Raw genomic sequence first — 16,924 nt, 5'->3', positions numbered from 1 at the left:
AGCATGTCGCCGTCGAAGGGACGCAGTGATGGGTAAGAGAAAATTCAATGATGACAGGATCATGGACATTCTGAAGGAGCATCAGGGTGGCATGACAGTGACGGACGTGTGCAGCAAATACGGGATCAGCGAGCCGACCTTCTATCGGTGGCAATCCCTGCAGCTCAAGAATGTCGGCTTCGACGTCAAAAGGCTCAAGGCCCTGGAGGAGGAGAACCGGAAGCTCAAGAAGCTATTGGCTGAGACCATGCTGGCTGCGGCAACGTTAAGCGAAATGCTTGAAAAGACGTCCAAGGAAAGCGCTTAATTTACGATGCCGCCACATCATGTCCGTTGGTTAGCCTATAACCTAGACGGGCAACGACTTCGGTCCGGTTCTGGACCTGCAACTTGCGCATAATGTGCTGCACGTGCATTTTCACCGTGTGGCCTGACAGGTTGAGCTTTCCCGCAATGACCTTATTCGAACAGCCGCGCTGCAATTCTGCAAGCACATCCGCTTCGCGCGGCGTGAAGTCGGCAAGATCGGGACTATGCGCCCGCGCCTCTATCATCCTGTGACCATCCTCATGAGAGTCGATGTGCCTGGTTGGGCCGGTCGTCAGCGTATCCAGCGGCTGCGGACAGAATATGCCGCCTGCGAGAACGAGCCGTAGCCCGGCAAGGGCAATCTCTATGGGAATGGACGTGGTGAAGAAGCCTCGAATGCCCATTTTCAGCGCCTGAGAGGCCAGCGAGGCGTCATCCGTACTCGACAGCAGCGCGATCGGTGCTTCGGAAAAACGTTCGGCAATCGCCGTAAGATCGTCAAGCAGACCGGCGCTCTCTACGCTCCTGCCCTCCAAACCCAAAGCAATCAGACGCACGTCCATTCCAAGAGCCCTATCAAGACTCTCAGTAGAGACCATATCAACAAATTCCCAGCCGGCGAGTTCGTGCTCAAGAAGTTTCACGATGGTCGTACGGGCAAGTGTATGGTGGTCTATTATGATGACCGTCGGTGCATTGCGACCGATCCGGCGTTTCGTTCTGGAACTGATGGACACGTGTCGCCCCCCAAGGATAAATGCGTTCCATCTCGGCGCGAATATTATACCGCTTGGTGTTTCATGTCATGATAAAATGGGGATTAATCCCCCTGCGACTCAATGTGACGTAATGTAAGCATCATCTAATCACAACTCTAAGGCGCGGTTTTGCAGGCCACCTAATTGATTGAGGGCGTGCCCGTAAAGCCTTTCCAGGTGCGGTTTTCTCGATTATCGGCGGTCCGAAAAGTGAGACCGCAATCGCGCGACAATGTCCGCAGTCGTTCGGTTTGAGGACGGTAGCTATTGAAAAATAAGGACTGTTCGGATCGCGCGGTGTAATCCTGGGGAGCGGGCTCTCTCAAGAGCGATGAGATCACTCTGTCTTCTATCGGCGCCCAGCCAGAAAGCCTCGGCTGGCGGAGGCTGGAATTCAACCGATGGATGGAAGGTTATGAGAGCCGGCTATCTTGCTCCTGTTATCGGCATATCGCCTCGGAGAGCGTGAGTGTGCAACGCAATGTAAGATCTGCACCTATCCTATCAACAAACTTGCTAGAATTTGATTGGTATCCGATCATTTATGGGCCGACACCGTGAAGATCGTTCTGTCACGATGCCGCGCATTCAGAAGATTAGCCTCTCCTGGCTACGGTGCAGGATCGTTTTCGCTCAATACCTTACGGCTGGCTTGACGCACATTGCTGTCTCGCCGCCGCAGGCGGATAGCGCCGGACGTGACCTCTCATTTCCTGCTTTTTCTGCCGATCCGCTCAGGTGATACGCGCACCTTTATTATCATAGGGCCATTTCCATCCGCTGATCTCCGGCATGTCCTCGCCATGCTGGCGGACGTAACGATGATGCTCTTCGAGTTTGTCGCGGAAAAGCTTGACCGCATCGGTGGCCTTTTCCTTCAGTCCCGGCACGCGCTCGATTGCCCCAATGGCGAGGTGGTAGCGGTCAAGTTCGTTGAGAACGGTCATGTCGAACGGCGTTGTTGTCGTTCCTTCCTCGATGAAGCCGCGAACATGAATGTTGCCATGGTTGGTTCGCCGATAGGTGAGGCGATGGATCAGATAGGGATAGCCGTGATAGGCGAAGATGACAGGCCGATCCGGCGTGAACAGCTTGTCAAAGATCTCATCAGTGAGACCATGCGGATGCTGCTCGTTGGATTGCAGCGCCATCAGGTCGACGACGTTGACGACGCGGATCGACAGTTCCGGAATGTTCTGGCGGAGGAGATCGACCGCGGCAAGCGTCTCCATGGTCGGCACGTCGCCGGCGCAGGCCATGACGACATCGGGCTCCACGGCGCTCTGTTCGTTGCTTGCCCAATGCCAGATACCGATGCCGGCCTCGCAATGCTGGACGGCTTCGTCCATCGGCAGCCACTGCAGTTCCGGTTGCTTGCCGGCGACGATGACGTTGATGCGATTATAGGTCTTCAGGCAATGATCTGATGTCCACAGCAGCGTATTGGCGTCCGGCGGCAGATAGATGCGCACGATGTCTGATTTTTTGTTGGCAACGAGATCGACAAAGCCAGGGTCCTGGTGGCTGAAGCCGTTATGGTCCTGCCGCCAGACATGCGACGTCAGCAGGTAGTTCAGCGAAGAAACCGGTTTGCGCCACGGCAGTTCGCGCGACACCTTCAGCCACTTGGCATGCTGGTTGAACATCGAATCCACGATATGGATGAAAGCTTCGTAGCAGGAAAACAGGCCATGACGTCCAGTCAGCAGGTAACCTTCCAGCCAGCCCTGGCAAAGGTGTTCGCTTAGGACCTCCATCACCCTGCCGTCACGGGCTAGACCGACGTCATAGGGCTTGATTTCTTCCATCCAGACACGGTCTGTCACTTCGAAGACGCTGCCGAGACGATTGGATTCCGTCTCGTCGGGACCGAAGATGCGGAAATTGGCGTTGTCTGCGTTGAGGGTCAGGATATCGCGCAGATAGCGACCAAGGATTTCCGTCGATTGCGCCACCGTTCTGCCGCGCTCTTCCTTGACGGCAACCGCGTAATCACCGATCGCAGGCGTTATGAGTTCGCGGCGCAGAAGGCCGCCATTGGCATGGGGATTGGCACCCATGCGCCGTTTGCCTGCCGGTGCAAGTGCACGCAAATCGCCCTTCAGGCGTCCGTCGGTGTCGAAGAGATCCTGCGGATCGTAGCTTCGCATCCAGTCTTCCAGGATTTTCCGATGGGCGGCATCTTCGCGGCAATTGGAAACCGGCACCTGATGGGCCCGCCAGAAACCTTCGACCTTCTTACCATCGACTTCCTTGGGGCCCGTCCAGCCCTTCGGGCTTCTGAATACGATCATCGGCCAACGCGGGCAGGAATTGCCGGGCGCGCCGTTGCGGGCCTCCTGTTGGATGGCGCGAATGCGATCAAAGGCCTGTTCGAAGGTCGCGGCCATGGCCTGATGCATCTGGTGAGGGTCAGAACCCTCGACAAAGAAAGGCTCATAGCCATAGCCGGTGAAGAGCTGGCGGAGATCCTCATCGCCGGCGCGGCCGAGAAGGGTGGGGTTGGCGATCTTATAGCCGTTCAGATGCAGGATCGGCAGCACGGCGCCGTCGCGGGCGGGGTTGATGAACTTGTTGGAATGCCAGCTTGCTGCCAGAGGGCCGGTTTCGGCCTCGCCATCGCCGACCACGCAGGCAGCGATCAGATCGGGATTGTCGAAGACGGCGCCATAGGCGTGGACAAGGGCATAACCAAGTTCGCCGCCCTCATGGATCGAGCCGGGCGTCTCCGGCGCCGCATGGCTCGGAATGCCGCCGGGAAAGGAAAACTGACGGAAGAGTTTGCGCATGCCGTCGGTATCCGCGGAGATATCCGGATAGATTTCGCTGTAGGTGCCTTCGAGATAGGTATTGGCGACCATGCCGGGACCACCGTGGCCGGGGCCGCAGATATAGATGATATCGAGATCGCGATTGCGGATGATGCGATTGAGATGGGCGTAGATGAAATTGAGGCCGGGGGTTGTGCCCCAGTGGCCGAGCAGGCGGGGCTTGATATGGTCGGCCGTCAGCGGCTCGCGCAGCAGGGGATTGTCGAGAAGATAGATCTGGCCGACCGAGAGATAGTTGGCGGCGCGCCAATAGCGGTCGATAAGGTCGAGTTCGGTGGTGCCAAGCACGGTGGCGGAGGGTGCGGTTACCTGCTCTTTCATGTGATTGCTCCAATTCAATGGGGTTGAATACGAAACTATCGCCGATAGAGCGGGGCACTTATGATCTGGATCATTCGCCCGCAAAAATCGACAGGGCTTCATCGGCAATAATCTGCTCTTCGTCCGTCGGGATGACGAAAGCCGTAGCAGAACTTGATGATGTGCTAATGATAGGCGCATTGGCTGCGTTCGCATGCCTGTCGATCTCAAGCCCCAGCCAGTGCAGGCGGTCGCAGATGTCAGCGCGAATTTCCGGCTGATGCTCGCCGACGCCGGCAGTGAAGACGATGCTGTCCAGACCCCCGAGCGTTGCCGCCATTCGGCCGACTTCGCCGCCGATGCGCAGACAAAACAGGGCGATCGCCTCTCGCGCCTCCGACCTCTGGCTCTTCAGCAGATCCCGCGTGTCGGCGCTGATGCCGGAGACACCGAGCAGGCCGGATTTGTGGTAGAGCATGTCTTCGAGCTCTTCCAGCGTCCCGCCTTTCGGCCCGAGCAGATGCAGCAGCACACCGGGATCGAGATTGCCGCAGCGTGTCGCCATGGGAATGCCATCCAGCGTCGAGAAGCCCATGCTGCAATCCCGGCTTTCGCCCCTATCGAGGGCGCAGAGGCTGGCCCCGCTGCCAAGATGGGCGACGACGACCTTGCCAGCAGCCGCCTTGGGTGCCCGCCGCCGCATCTCGGCGGCGATGAAGGCATAGGAAAGGCCGTGAAAGCCGTACCGTTTGATCCCCTGATCGTGCAGCGCGCGCGGCAGAGCTAAGCGGCGAACGAGATCGCTCTGTGTCGCGTGGAAGGCCGTGTCGAAGGAGGCGGTTTGTGCAAGCGTCGGTCGCAAATGCTTGACGGCGCGGATCAGGCGCAGCGCCTGCGGCTGGTGCAGCGGTGCAAGCACGGTCAGGCCGTCGATATCGCGGATACGGTCTTCATCGAGGCGCACGGGACCGGTGAACAAATCGCCTCCATGGACGACGCGATGGCCGACGGCGTAGACCGCCGACATATCGAAATGCTCGCCAAGGATGCCGAAAGTTTCGTCCACGACCTCATGCAATTGCTCATCCGCATCGGTTTGCAGGGAACGATCGAAGGCGGCAGGCCCCTCCGTCAAATGGAAGGTAAGGGGGCGGCGGCGAAAGTCGATCAGGCCCTTGCCGATGCGGTCGGCTTTGCCTGCCCGGATCTCAAACACGCCGATTTTGACGGTCGAGGACCCGGCATTGAAAGTCAGAAGCAGGTTTCCGTTCGTCATGATACCGGCATCCTCGGAGGAGTAGGGAACGCAGACTCGCCGCTATGTGCAAAGCGAAGACTGGAGCGCCGTCAAACTGCAGGATTTACGGCGGCAAAAGGCAATTCGGCGGCTGTTTGTTCCATTGAGCCGAACCGTCAGGCCAAGCGCGACGAAAGGATCGCGCCCGGCGAAATCTGCAAGATCGAGCTTAGGGAGCCTGCTTCGGCAATCCCTGCTTCTTTGCATCGTCGTCAACGATTTCGTACCACATTGCATTGAGGACAGCGAAGGCGGCGGCGAGGGGGAAGCCGAGGAGCCAGGCGAAATACCACATGTTCTTTCTCCTTTTCGAGATCAGTAGGCGTGGCCGCTCTTGTCGTTGACCGTATTGGTGTCGATCTTGCCCCAGAGCACTCGGTAAACCCAGGCCGTATAGAGGAAGATGATCGGCAGGAAGATCAGCGCCACGACCAGCATGATGAACAGCGTCATATGGCTGGACGATGCATCCCAGACCGTGAGGCTGGAGCGCGGGTCGAGTGAGGATGGCAGGATGAAGGGGAACATCGAGAGGCCGACCGTCGAAATGATGCCGATGATGGCGAGCTGGCTGAAGAGCAGCGGCGCCAGTTCACGACGGGCAAGCATCGACACAAGTGCCGCGATAGCGCCGAGAAAGCCCATGGTCGGCGCAATCATCATCCAGGGGTGGCTGTGATAATTGCTGAGCCAGGCATCGGCAGCATGATCGACGGTCTTCAAAAGCGGATTGGACGGCCCGATCGTGTTGATCTCACTGGTGATGCGGTAGCCGTCGATGCCGTACCACAGGGCGAGGCCGCCGAGGGCAAATAGCACGATCGTCGCGAGCGCCGCCATGATGCCATAACTGCGGGCCCGCTCCGCTACGATGCCATTCGTCTTCAACTGCAGCCAGGCCGCGCCATGCATGGTGAGCATGGCGACGGAGAGCAGGCCACAAAGCAGGGCGTAGGGATTAAGCAGCTCGAAGAAAGAACCCTCGTAATAGATCCGCATGTCGTCGGCAAAGCGGAACGGCACACCTTGCAGCACATTGCCGACGGCGACACCGAAGATCAGCGAAGGAACGAAGCCGCCGATGAAAAGCGCCCAGTCCCAGCCGGCCTTCCAGCGGGCGCTGTCCCGCTTGGAGCGGTATTTGAACGCCACCGGCCTCAGGATCAGCGCGAAGAGGATCGCGAACATCGCCAGATAGAAGCCGGAGAAGGAGACTGCATAAAGCGGCGGCCAGGCGGCGAAGATGGCACCGCCGCCGAGGATCAGCCAGACCTGATTGCCTTCCCAGGTCGCGCCGATCGAATTGATGGCGATACGCCGCTCGGTATCCGTCCTCGCGACGAAGGGCAGGAGGGCGCCGATACCGAGATCGAAGCCGTCGGTCACCGCAAAGGCGATCAGCAGAACGCCGAGCAGCAGCCACCAGATAATGCGCAGGGTTTCGTAGTCGATCAATTCATGCAGGATCATGGTGGTTACTCCGCAGCGGGAACGAGAGTTTCGGAGATGAGGTCGGCTTCCGGCTCGTCGTCCGGTTCCGGGCCTTTGCGGATGGCCTTCAGCATGAGGCTCATCTCGATGACGATCAGCACCGTGTAGATCGCGGCGAAGCCGAGCAGGGTGAGAAGCACGCTACCGGCTCCGAGATTGGAAACAGCGGCGGCGGTTGGTAGCACGCCTTCGATAATCCAGGGCTGGCGGCCGAACTCGGCGACGACCCAGCCGACCTCGATGGCAACCCAAGGCAGCGGGATGGCGAATACGGCGATCCTGAGCAACAGACGGGAACGGTTAAGCTGGCGGCGGGCCGAGAGCCAAAAGAAGGTTGCCGTCAGCAGAATGAAGAACATGCCGAGACTGACCATGATGCGGAAGGACCAGAAGAGGGTCGGCACGTTCGGGATGGTATCGCGGGCGGCCTGATCGATCTGGGCGTCGGTCGCCTGACGGGGATCATCGACATAGCGCTTCAGAAGCAGGGCGTAGCCGAGCTCATGGCCGATATCTTCGAAGGAGGCGCGTGCCTGCTGGATGGAGGTGTCCTGGGCCGTGGCGCCGGCGGCGGCCGGTTGAGCGGCGCGGATCTTCAACAGCGCGTCGTAGGCCTTGATGCCGTCGCGGATGCGGGTCTTCGCCTGCTCCTCAAGTTGGTTGATGCCGGGGATTTCGGTGGTCAGCGAGCGCGTGCCGATCAGGCCCATGACCCACGGTATGTGCACGGCATAATGAGTCTCGCGCGCCTGCTGATCCGGAAAGCCGAAGGCCGTGAAGGCTGCGGGCGCCGGTTCAGTTTCCCACATGGCCTCGATTGCCGCGAGCTTCATCTTCTGATGCTCGGTAGACAGATAGCCGCTCTCGTCGCCGAGGACGACGACCGAAAGGGCCGAAGCCAGGCCGAAGGAGGCGGCGACCGTCATCGAGCGCTTGGCGATCTCGATGTGGCGACCCTTCAACATGTACCAGGCGGAAACGCCGAGCACGAAGATGGAGGCGCAGACGTAGCCGGCCGATACCGTGTGAACGAACTTTGCCTGGGCGACAGGGTTGAAGACGACATCGAAAAAGCTGGTGATCTCCATACGCATTGTCTGCGGATTGAGTGCCGAACCGATGGGATTCTGCATCCAGCCATTGGCAATGAGAATCCAGAGTGCCGAGAAGTTGGAGCCGAGCGCGACGGCCCAGGTGGCAATGAGATGCCCGACCTTGGAGAGCCTGTCCCAACCGAAGAAGAACAGGCCGACGAAGGTCGCCTCCAGAAAGAAGGCCATCAGCCCTTCGATTGCCAACGGCGCACCGAAGATATCGCCGACGTAGTAGCTGTAATAGCTCCAGTTCATGCCGAACTGGAATTCCATGACGATGCCGGTGGCGACGCCAAGCACGAAGTTGATGCCGAACAGCGTGCCCCAGAATTTGGTCATCTGGCGCCAGATCTGCCGTCCCGTCATGACATAGGTCGTCTCCATAATGGCAAGCAACACGGAGAGGCCGAGCGTCAGCGGTACGAACAGGAAGTGATAAAGCGCCGTCATCGCGAACTGCAGGCGCGATAGCGCCACGATGTCGAGTTCCATAGTCTTTCTCCCACGGTCCAACGGGGTTTGGTCGCGCGGCGCTATTCGGGGCGCCGTAATTGTACTTTCAGTTTGCCGCCTCAGTCCGGCCGCAGCCGGTTCAGGATGGCGTCGAATTCTGGTTCGCCGCGCCGCGCCGTTGCCGTGACGCGGCCGTGTTCGAGCATGACGATGCGATCGGCGATCGCGGCTTCGCGGCGTATGTGCGTGGCGATGACGAGGCTGCCGCCGGTGGCGTTGCCGGCGATCTCGCGTAAAACGGCGCGCGCGGTTTCGCTGTCGAGCCCTTCGGTCGGTTCATCGAGCAGCCAGAGCGGCGTGTCGCGCAGGAAAAGCCGGGCAAGTGCCAGCCGGCGCGATTGGCCGCCGGACAGGCCGATGCCGCCTTCGCCGAGGCGAGCCGAAAGCCCTTTCGGCAATGCCTTGATGTCAGCAAGGAGGCCTGCAGCCTCCAGTACTTGGTGAAGCCTTTCGTCGCTTGCACGCGGGTTGGCGAGCAACAGGTTGCCGCGGATCGTATCGTCGAAGAGTTCAGTGCGTTGCGTCAGCGTGGTCGCCTGGAGAGAGGCGACCGTGCCGGACGCCGGAGCGATTTCGCCGGCAAGCAAAGCCAATATCGTGGATTTTCCGGCGCCGCTGGCCCCGACAAGAGCAAGTGGTTCGCCGACGGCTAGCGACAGGGAAAGGGTCTCGATTGCCGGATGCCGGGCGCTCTCGTAACGAGCGCTGACGACGTCCAACTGGAACGCATAACCTTTATGCGGTCGTGCGATCTCAGAGGCTACGTTTCTAGGGGCGAGGCGCGGGGCAATACGCCTGGCGGCAAGCAGCGTGCGGCCGAGCTCCAGCGCGCCACGACGCAGTGCTGCGAAAGGCTCCGTGGCGGCAAAGGCGATCAGCAAGCCGAAGGCGGCTGCCGGAGCGCCGATGACGCCCTCTTTTGCCAGAATGGCGACAGTCAACAGCGTGGCTGTCAGCAGAAGGGTGGAGGCGAGCGAGAAGCCGATGCCAACGACGTTTTCGATCCTGTTCAATGCGTGGTCCGCTTCCGCGAGACGCCGGTCAGCCTCGCCGATGGTGACGCGTTGCGCCCGCAGGCGGCCGGTCATGGCGAGATCTGTCTGGCCGGCGACCAGATCGATGATGCGCGCGCGGAGCGCTTCCATCGCGTGGGCACGGCGACGTCCGGGTTTCATTGCCATTCGGCCGGCGATCAAGGGGATGGCGAGGCCGGTGGTGATGAGCCAAAGGCCGATCACAATCCCAAAGAGCGGCTGCATCAGGCCCAGCGCTACACCGACGGCAAGCGCCGACAGCAGGGCGACGCCTGCAGGCAGCAGCACCCGCAGGTAAAGCGAATCCAGCGCGTCGATGTCGGCTGTGAGCCGGAACAGTAGCTTGGCCGGGCGACGCATCATGGCTGCGGCGCTACCGGGCGTTGCCCAGCCGCGAAAGAGCCTTTCGCGCAAGGCCGCGAGAACGCGCAAGGTTACGTCATGGGTTACCAACCGCTCGCCATAGCGTGCTGCCGTGCGGCCGATGGCGAGCAGGCGGATGCCGGCCGATGGCGCGAAGACGTCGAAGACGATGGCGGTCGTTGCCGAGGCACCGGCGAGCGCCGTCGCGGTGATGAACCAGCCGGAAAGGCCGAGCAATCCGGCGCCAGCCAACACGGCCACCGCCGATAGCACCGCGCCGAGGCAGAGACCGCGTCCGCGCTCGGCATGGAACAGGCGGATGACCGGGAGAAGCGTTGCGAGGCTCCGTCTCACGCGGCAATCTCCTTGCGGTCCGCTTCGAGCCGAATGACGCGGTCGAGGCGCGATGCAAGCATCGGGTCGTGCGTCGCGACGATCAGGGTGCGGCCCTTCGCCAATGCCAACAAAGCTTCGGTCACCTCGGCCGCGGTGGCGGCGTCGAGATGACCGGTCGGCTCGTCGGCGAGGATGATGCTGGCCTCCCGGTTGGCGGCTACACGGGCCAGTGCCAACCGCAGCGCTTCTCCGCCGGAAAGGCCAAGGCCGTTTTCGCCGACTGCGGCGATCTCGTTCGCAGCAATCACGCCGTCCAAACGCACGCTGCGAAGTGCATCGTCGATGGCGCGGTCATCGATATCGGCGCGTCCGAGGCCGACATTTCTCTTCAGGCTGCCGGAGAAAATATGCGGCCGTTGTCCGATCCAGGCCATGCGACGGCGAAGGGAGGCGGCGTTATTGTCAGCCAGCGGGATGCCGCCGATCCTGATCACACCGGCTTCCCGTGGCGCGAGCCCTGCGATCAGCGAGAGGATCGTGGTCTTGCCGGAGCCGCTGGCGCCCCAAAGCGCTACATGTTCTCCGGCCGCAACGTCGAGACAGAGATTGTCGATGACCGCCGGAAGGTCCGGCGCGTAGCGGAAGGCAAGCCGGTCGATCTCAACGGAGGGAGCGGCAGGCAGCATCTGGCCATCGCCGATATCTCGTTCATCGCCACCAAGAATTGTAGGTCCTTGCGAGGATAGGGCGTTCAATGCCGCAAGCGCCGCTTCGCCATTGGCGCGATCGTGCCAAACGGCTGAAAGTTCGCGCAAGGGTTCGAAAAAGGTCGGGGCGAGCAGAAGGATGAAAAGCCCTTGCGTCAGTGTGAGCCGGCCATGCCATGTACCGATATCGATCGAGCCCAACAGGCTGAAGCCGATGTAAACGGCGGTTGCGGCAACGCCGAGGGCGGCGAAAAGCTCGAGAACGGCAGAGGACAGAAAGGCGATCTTCAACACCGCCATCGTACGCTGCCGCAGCGAATCCGCATCGGCGCGCAGCCGTGTGGCCGTGACATCGACGGCGCCGAGCGCGCGGATCGTCGTTAGCCCACGCAGGCGGTCGAGCAGAAAGGCGTTGAGGCCGCCGGTTTCGGCCAGTTGCTTTTCACTGGCAGCTTTGGCGCGCCAGCCGATCAAAGCCATGAAAATCGGGATGAGCGGTGCCGAGATAAGCAGGATGAGACCCGCAATCCAGGAAACGGGAAAGACGCAGGCAAGGATGACGAGCGGCACCGCGCTTGCCTTCATACGTACCGGCTGGAAACGGGCGAGATAGGGGACGATCGCCTCGGCCTGTTCGCCGACGACACTCGCGGCGAGACCGGAGGCCGGCTTGCCGATATCGAGCGGTGAGCGGGCCGCAAGCGCTGCAACGGCGCGATTGCGCCGCGATGTCAGTTCGCATCTCGCCGTACGGAAGGCGGTGCGTCCGCCGGCGGCATCGAGAGCGGCGCGAACGATGCCGAGCGCCAGTATTGCAAGCGCTGTAAAGGCCACATCCATCGTGCTGTCGCCATCGTTTATGACGCCAACGCTGAAGGCGAGGAGGGCTGCCTGCGGAATCCAGACCAGAGCTGCCGCGGTCTGCAGGGCTGCGGCAAGCAAGAGCCCTGCCGGCTTTCGTGGTCGGACTGGCCGATTTCGCTTTGCCGCCGGCCCGGCATCGGGCGCTACCGTCTGCGTTTCTTCCGGGCTGAGGTCGGGATCGAAGAAAGCCGTCGTCATCGTTCAATCCTCTTTCGCCGTTTTGGAACGGCGGCGGCCGAGCGAGACGACACGGTCCTTGGCCTCCAGCAGCTTCGTCACCTTCGAGCCGAGCAGCAGCAGAGTGGCGAGCCGCTCGGTCTCCAACTGCTTGACGTCCTCGTACCAATTGGTCAGGCGCTCGATCAGGCCGTACATCTCGCTCATCCGCGCCTGCGCATGGCGTTCGGCATCGCTGGCCGGCTGTTGCATCAGGATTTCGCGCAGCATCGAAAGGGTGGGGTCGACCTCGCGTTTCTTGCGCTCTTCGGCGAGCGTGCGCAGGATCTGCCAGACATCATCCGGCGTTGTGAAGAAGTCGCGGCGGTCGTCGGGCTTGTGTTTGAGCAGCACGAGGTTCCAGGCCTGCAACTCGCGCAGGCTCATGGAGACGTTCGAGCGGGAAATGCCGAGGGCTTCGACGATCTCTTCCGCGCAGACGGGTGTCGGGGAGACGAAGAGCAGGGCATAGATCTGCCCGACCGTGCGGTTGATGCCCCAGCGCGAACCCATTTCCCCAAAATGAAGCACGAAGGATTGTACGAGAGGCGGAAGATTCATGGTTGCACCCCATTGTCAGTGATTTCAGAAATTTCTGAAATCACTGTATTTGCAAGCCGACCCGCCTTGCAATCGCTATGTCATCCATGCGTCAATCTGCGCGGGAAAGCCCCGCTCGCCCTTGAAATGCGTCATGAGATCATCCGCTTAGGCCTCCAGCGATGTCGAGCCTTCTATCTGGCCGATCTCGTGCAGATGCGCTTCCAATGCCAGCCGGTCGACCGATGTAATCGGCAGGTTGACCAGGAGCATGATCCGATTTTTCAGGTAGCGGGCAGCCTGTGCAAAGGCGCGGCCCTTGTCCAGTTCGGAACCTTCGACGGTGGAGGGGTCCTCGATGCCCCAATGCGCGGAAGCGGGATGGCCGGGCCATACCGGGCAGGCTTCCCCTGCTGCGTCGTCGCAGACGGTAATGATAAAATCCATCTGCGGTGCGCCCGGCTCGGCAAAGACATCCCAGCGTTTCGAGCTGAAGCCGGAAGAGGGATAGCCGAGAGCATCCAGTGTCCTGACGGCCCAGGGATTTATCTTGCCCTTGGGCGTGCTGCCGGCCGAAAAGGCGCGGAAGCGGCCTTTGCCTTCGGTGTTCAAGATCGATTCAGCCAGGATAGAACGGGCGGAATTGCCCGTGCAGAGAAATAGAACATTGTAGACGCGATCATCGCTCATTGCGCTTTTTCCCCCATGTATCGTGTCACGCAAATGACGGTCACAGCAGCGGATTTCCGAATGGCCGGCGCCGCAACCCTTTTTCAGGAGGCGCGCCAACCGCCGGAAGCATCGCAACCACAATTATACACTACAGGGCGAGAGATGCGTCACTCTTGAAGAAAACGGCTGCGATCAGATGCCGGTATCCGATCGCAGCATGCCGACGCGAATGGCAAATCTTTCGCCAGGCCCGTGAACCGCGGCAAACAGCAGCCCGGCAAAGAAGGTTAAGTGATCGATGAAAAAACCGAATTCCGCCTGAGCGCCGGTCCAGCGGTTGGGTCCATGGAAGCTGAAGGCCAGAAAGATGACATAGATGCCGGCAAGCAGCGCGGCTTCGGAGAAGAAAGCGCCGGTCAGCAGGCAGATCGCCAGCGCGCTTTCGAAGAAGGCGGCTATCCAGGCGAGGGGTAGCGACAGCGGAAAACCGGCCGAGGCGATATAGTCGGCTGTCGATTGCATGCCCGCGAATTTGAAGGCGGCCGCCATCACGAAGACGCCGCCGAAGATCAATCTGGCCAGGCAGATTGCGATTGTCTTACCCATGTCGATATCCTCCGTTGTTCGACTGTTCGGCGATGCAGATTATGGTATCGCCGATCTTGCCCAAGGACGGAAGACGGGCCGCATTCCCGACATGATGCGCTAAATGTTTTTGCATTGGCGGTCAGATTGCGTGATCCGGACTCTCATGATGCCCGGTCCCGCGTTGCGATTGCCAGATCACTTGGACGACGAATGCATCGGGGTTCCGGTATAGGGGTTCGGATCATATTGCTTTACGTCGCCAAAGGTATAGCCCCGTTGCCTCAATTGCCGGATGAGTGTCTGGAGTTTTGCCTTGCCGTCAAAACGATCCTGAAACATCTCATCATGCATCAAGAGGATCATCTCGTTGCGTTTCATGAACCGGCCATAGGCGAAGAGATGATCGATTTCGCTGAGCAGGAGATCGACGGATTGCACCGGTTTGCCATCTCCCGAATGCGCCCATTCGAAGTCCCAGCCATAGATCAGGAACTTCATCGCCGCCACATAGTCGTAGTCGACCACTTCGCGCTCGTAATGGGCGGGGTCCATTGAAAGATCGTCCTTGGAATAGTCGATCAGGCGAAAGACGTCGCGCCCGGGCAAACGGGCATAGACCCAGGGCGTCAGGCCAAGCACGCTATTGGCTTTGAGCATATCTGCAACGACGGCGTCGGTGTTGGAGTAAAAGTCCCTGTAGCGATTGTTGGCGTGGCTGTAGCTGTGGTTTCCGACAGTTACTAAGGGCAGCGCCTTGGCGCGCATCAGCAGCGCTTTTTGCTCAACGCTGGAATCGACATGCAGCCCGACCATGAACATCGCCGCCGGCACCTGCTCTTCGGCCAGCACATCCAGAACATTCGCCGTCCCCGACAGCGGGCCGTCATCGAAGGTCAGATAGATAACCCGCCCGGCCGCCCCGGCCGACAAGGCGCTGCAAAGCAATGCGAGCGCGGCGAGTATCGTGCGAAGGTAATTCCCAATGGACATGGATAGTGGCCCTCGTTTCCCGGCTCGTTATCGCATGTCTATAGCGGCTGTTCCATTAAGACCGGCTTATACTCTCCCCATCGGCCGGCGGACCGGCGCTTGCTTTCGAGGCAGGTTCGAAGGAGGCGCCGGCGCGAAGATATCAAAGCTCGAGCCGGCGAAGGTGATGCATGCGCAATTCGGCTTAAGAATTCCGATCGCGCGAAACCGTATGGGGAGCATTCGCCTGCGCGGCGTCCATGCTGTTGAAGAGTTCCTGAACGAGTTGCGTTATCCGCTCCGGGGATGTCCCCTTGGCCCGCTCTTCTTCAATCCGGCGTCTGACGAGCATTTCCAAATTCGACATGTCTATCATCTCCGTTATCCGGCGCGATAGAAGTGTCATCCCGTAGGGGCGGGGAGGCAAGTTACGGTTTGTTCATGGATGTTTGGGGGGAAGGGGGTGGAAGAGGTGGTGCCGGTTGCTGTCGAGTCCAGCCCGGACCGGACATTCTAGCTTAAGCCAAGAAGCGCCGTTCTGAGGACGGAGTTTCCGTTTCAGAGGTGGTTTTCTCGGCGGATAGCGAGCTGAGGAACCACAGAAATAAGAGCGACCTCGCCCATGCTGGGCGGCTTATGTGGTTTATAACGGCGCGTGACCTGCGGGGCTATGGCTCACAGCCTCGTTGTCTTGCGGCTGGTCCTTAACGATCCGAGAAAGACTTGTTTAGTTGGCAAGGACAATTGCTTACACGAGACCGAAATTCGCGTCATTGTTAGCATCTCGCTGGGTTTTGCGGATAGTAGCAGCTTGATTCAGCGGCAACAGGCACCGTTCTTTTTCCCACTCAGTTGCGCCGCCGACCGGATTTGGAACCCCCACAAATGGTTTGATCAAAATCATATCAGCAGATTTGTCCGGATTCATCGCATCCTCTGTGTAGGCAATATAACAAGTTACAGAGGTAAAGCTTTCAATGCCGAGTATTCTTGCGGTCGCTAAGGCGGAAAGATACATCCCATTGAACTGCAGCAGGACTTTCGCCCACGTACCTTGAGTGAGTTTACTTTTCATTTCGACAATATGAAGTCTGCAGCCATCAGCATCAAAGGTGACAAATGCACCTTCTGCGCATTTACGATTATTTAGGGCCCAGAGTAGCGGCGCTTGATTCGTCGCTCTCATCACAACGCAAGGCGCGTTAGAAGAAAAATAAGCTTTACCAGCTCCAGCGACATTCTTTTCTTCAAAGTGAAAATTCGCGTGATGGTCAGGGTAGTAAACAAAGCTTTTTGAAAGGTGCAGCATCCCCGTCTTGCATGCTTCAGTTATCATCGGCATCTCGTAATTGAAGCGTTTCCGTCGCGAGGGCCATCAGAGTTTCATTCAGGCTTGGCACGACGAATCCGTCTTGGGTCCTCTCGAGTTCAACAACCTCCGTGCCGGTTTTCGATGCGCGAAATTCGTACGCTCGGGCAACCATCGGATTGATTAAGTCTGCTTCATCATAACCGAGCGCTGGCATTAACTCCTCTTTGTTCGACAACTGATGAAGCTTCATTAAGTTATTTATTTCTTGAACAAACGTGTCGCTATGGGTGGTCAACGTGACAAGCCAACCACTACCAACCAAACGTGCGATGAAGCGAGCCATCTCACGTTGTGCTTCCAAATGCAGATGAGCTTCCGGCTCCTCAAATACGATATGGCGCGAGCTGAAGCTTCTTTCCAAAGCTATCAGGAGCGGAGCTAGTTCCGTAATCATCGACGAAGTCGCATGAAAAGGAAGCTCTAATGGAAGGCCGCTGGGGATATACCGATAATCGCCAGTTCGTCCACTTTTTGAAGCAATCGTCCCGGTGAGAATGCGCTCCGAGAGCCACTCCGCGATATTGGGGCTATTTTCAAAATTGGGTCGAGCACGCAACATCAGTCTCACAAAGCTCCTTAGGAACTGTTGATAAATAAAGGAATCGCAGCTTTGGATTTTTTGCGGCGCCGGGATTCCCTTTTGGTTTGAAGCCTATAGAATCGCGGTGTG

At 59.3% G+C, this 16,924-nt stretch carries 16 protein-coding genes; 1 reads left to right on the top strand and 15 read right to left on the bottom strand.

The window, feature by feature from the left end:
- Positions 1–28 precede the first annotated feature (28 nt).
- Entirely contained in the window at positions 29–307 is a 279-nt protein-coding gene (locus GGD50_RS30885; RefSeq protein WP_028751823.1) for a transposase, read from the top strand.
- A gap of 1 nt (position 308) precedes the next feature.
- Here the strand turns inward: GGD50_RS30885 and GGD50_RS30880 are convergent, their stop codons facing one another.
- The 15 genes from GGD50_RS30880 to GGD50_RS30810 all read right to left on the bottom strand — a co-directional run bounded on the left by GGD50_RS30880 (position 309) and on the right by GGD50_RS30810 (position 16,813).
- A complete protein-coding gene (locus tag GGD50_RS30880) occupies positions 309–1,046 on the bottom strand; it encodes a LuxR C-terminal-related transcriptional regulator (RefSeq protein ID WP_107108877.1) in 738 nt (245 codons plus the stop codon).
- Between the two features lie 755 nt (positions 1,047–1,801).
- Positions 1,802–4,219 (bottom strand): phosphoketolase family protein, encoded by a 2,418-nt coding sequence (locus GGD50_RS30875; protein WP_107108876.1) that lies wholly within the window; start codon positions 4,217–4,219, stop codon positions 1,802–1,804.
- A gap of 70 nt (positions 4,220–4,289) precedes the next feature.
- A complete protein-coding gene (locus GGD50_RS30870) occupies positions 4,290–5,474 on the bottom strand; it encodes an acetate/propionate family kinase (protein ID WP_107108875.1) in 1,185 nt (394 codons plus the stop codon).
- Positions 5,475–5,664: 190 nt separating this feature from the next.
- A complete protein-coding gene (gene cydX / locus GGD50_RS30865; RefSeq protein ID WP_107108874.1) occupies positions 5,665–5,790 on the bottom strand; it encodes a cytochrome bd-I oxidase subunit CydX in 126 nt (41 codons plus the stop codon).
- A gap of 20 nt (positions 5,791–5,810) precedes the next feature.
- On the bottom strand, positions 5,811–6,965 hold the full coding sequence (gene cydB / locus GGD50_RS30860) for a cytochrome d ubiquinol oxidase subunit II (protein WP_107108873.1): 1,155 nt from the start codon (positions 6,963–6,965) through the stop codon (positions 5,811–5,813).
- A gap of 5 nt (positions 6,966–6,970) precedes the next feature.
- A complete protein-coding gene (locus GGD50_RS30855; RefSeq protein ID WP_107108872.1) occupies positions 6,971–8,572 on the bottom strand; it encodes a cytochrome ubiquinol oxidase subunit I in 1,602 nt (533 codons plus the stop codon).
- 80 nt (positions 8,573–8,652) lie between these two features.
- Entirely contained in the window at positions 8,653–10,344 is a 1,692-nt protein-coding gene (gene cydC / locus GGD50_RS30850) for a thiol reductant ABC exporter subunit CydC (protein WP_107108871.1), read from the bottom strand.
- Positions 10,341–12,095, bottom strand: a complete 1,755-nt coding sequence (gene cydD / locus GGD50_RS30845) for a thiol reductant ABC exporter subunit CydD (protein WP_107108870.1) — start codon at positions 12,093–12,095, stop codon at positions 10,341–10,343. The genes cydC and cydD overlap by 4 nt, the downstream gene beginning before the upstream one ends.
- Positions 12,096–12,098: 3 nt before the next feature.
- Positions 12,099–12,674 (bottom strand): GbsR/MarR family transcriptional regulator, encoded by a 576-nt coding sequence (locus GGD50_RS30840; protein ID WP_107108869.1) that lies wholly within the window; start codon positions 12,672–12,674, stop codon positions 12,099–12,101.
- 147 nt (positions 12,675–12,821) lie between these two features.
- Complete coding sequence (locus GGD50_RS30835) at positions 12,822–13,343, bottom strand: arsenate reductase ArsC (protein ID WP_107108868.1); 522 nt, start codon at positions 13,341–13,343, stop codon at positions 12,822–12,824.
- A gap of 174 nt (positions 13,344–13,517) precedes the next feature.
- Entirely contained in the window at positions 13,518–13,931 is a 414-nt protein-coding gene (locus GGD50_RS30830; RefSeq protein WP_107108867.1) for a DoxX family protein, read from the bottom strand.
- Positions 13,932–14,108: 177 nt separating this feature from the next.
- Positions 14,109–14,903 (bottom strand): polysaccharide deacetylase family protein, encoded by a 795-nt coding sequence (locus GGD50_RS30825; protein WP_107108866.1) that lies wholly within the window; start codon positions 14,901–14,903, stop codon positions 14,109–14,111.
- A 184-nt stretch (positions 14,904–15,087) separates the two neighbouring features.
- Complete coding sequence (locus GGD50_RS30820) at positions 15,088–15,249, bottom strand: hypothetical protein (protein WP_181316086.1); 162 nt, start codon at positions 15,247–15,249, stop codon at positions 15,088–15,090.
- A gap of 381 nt (positions 15,250–15,630) precedes the next feature.
- Positions 15,631–16,218 carry a hypothetical protein gene (locus GGD50_RS30815; protein ID WP_107108865.1) on the bottom strand — a complete coding sequence of 196 codons (588 nt, stop codon included), beginning with the start codon at positions 16,216–16,218 and terminating at the stop codon, positions 15,631–15,633.
- Positions 16,208–16,813 (bottom strand): AAA family ATPase, encoded by a 606-nt coding sequence (locus GGD50_RS30810; RefSeq protein WP_107108864.1) that lies wholly within the window; start codon positions 16,811–16,813, stop codon positions 16,208–16,210. The genes GGD50_RS30815 and GGD50_RS30810 overlap by 11 nt, the downstream gene beginning before the upstream one ends.
- Positions 16,814–16,924: the final 111 nt, after the last annotated feature.

It is taken from the genome of Martinezella paranaensis, from assembly GCF_014200235.1.
In the GTDB taxonomy this organism is placed as follows: Bacteria; Pseudomonadota; Alphaproteobacteria; order Rhizobiales; family Rhizobiaceae; genus Rhizobium; species Rhizobium paranaense.
The sequence above is the reverse complement of the archived record's forward strand: the minus strand, read 5'-3'. Positions and strand labels throughout refer to the sequence as shown.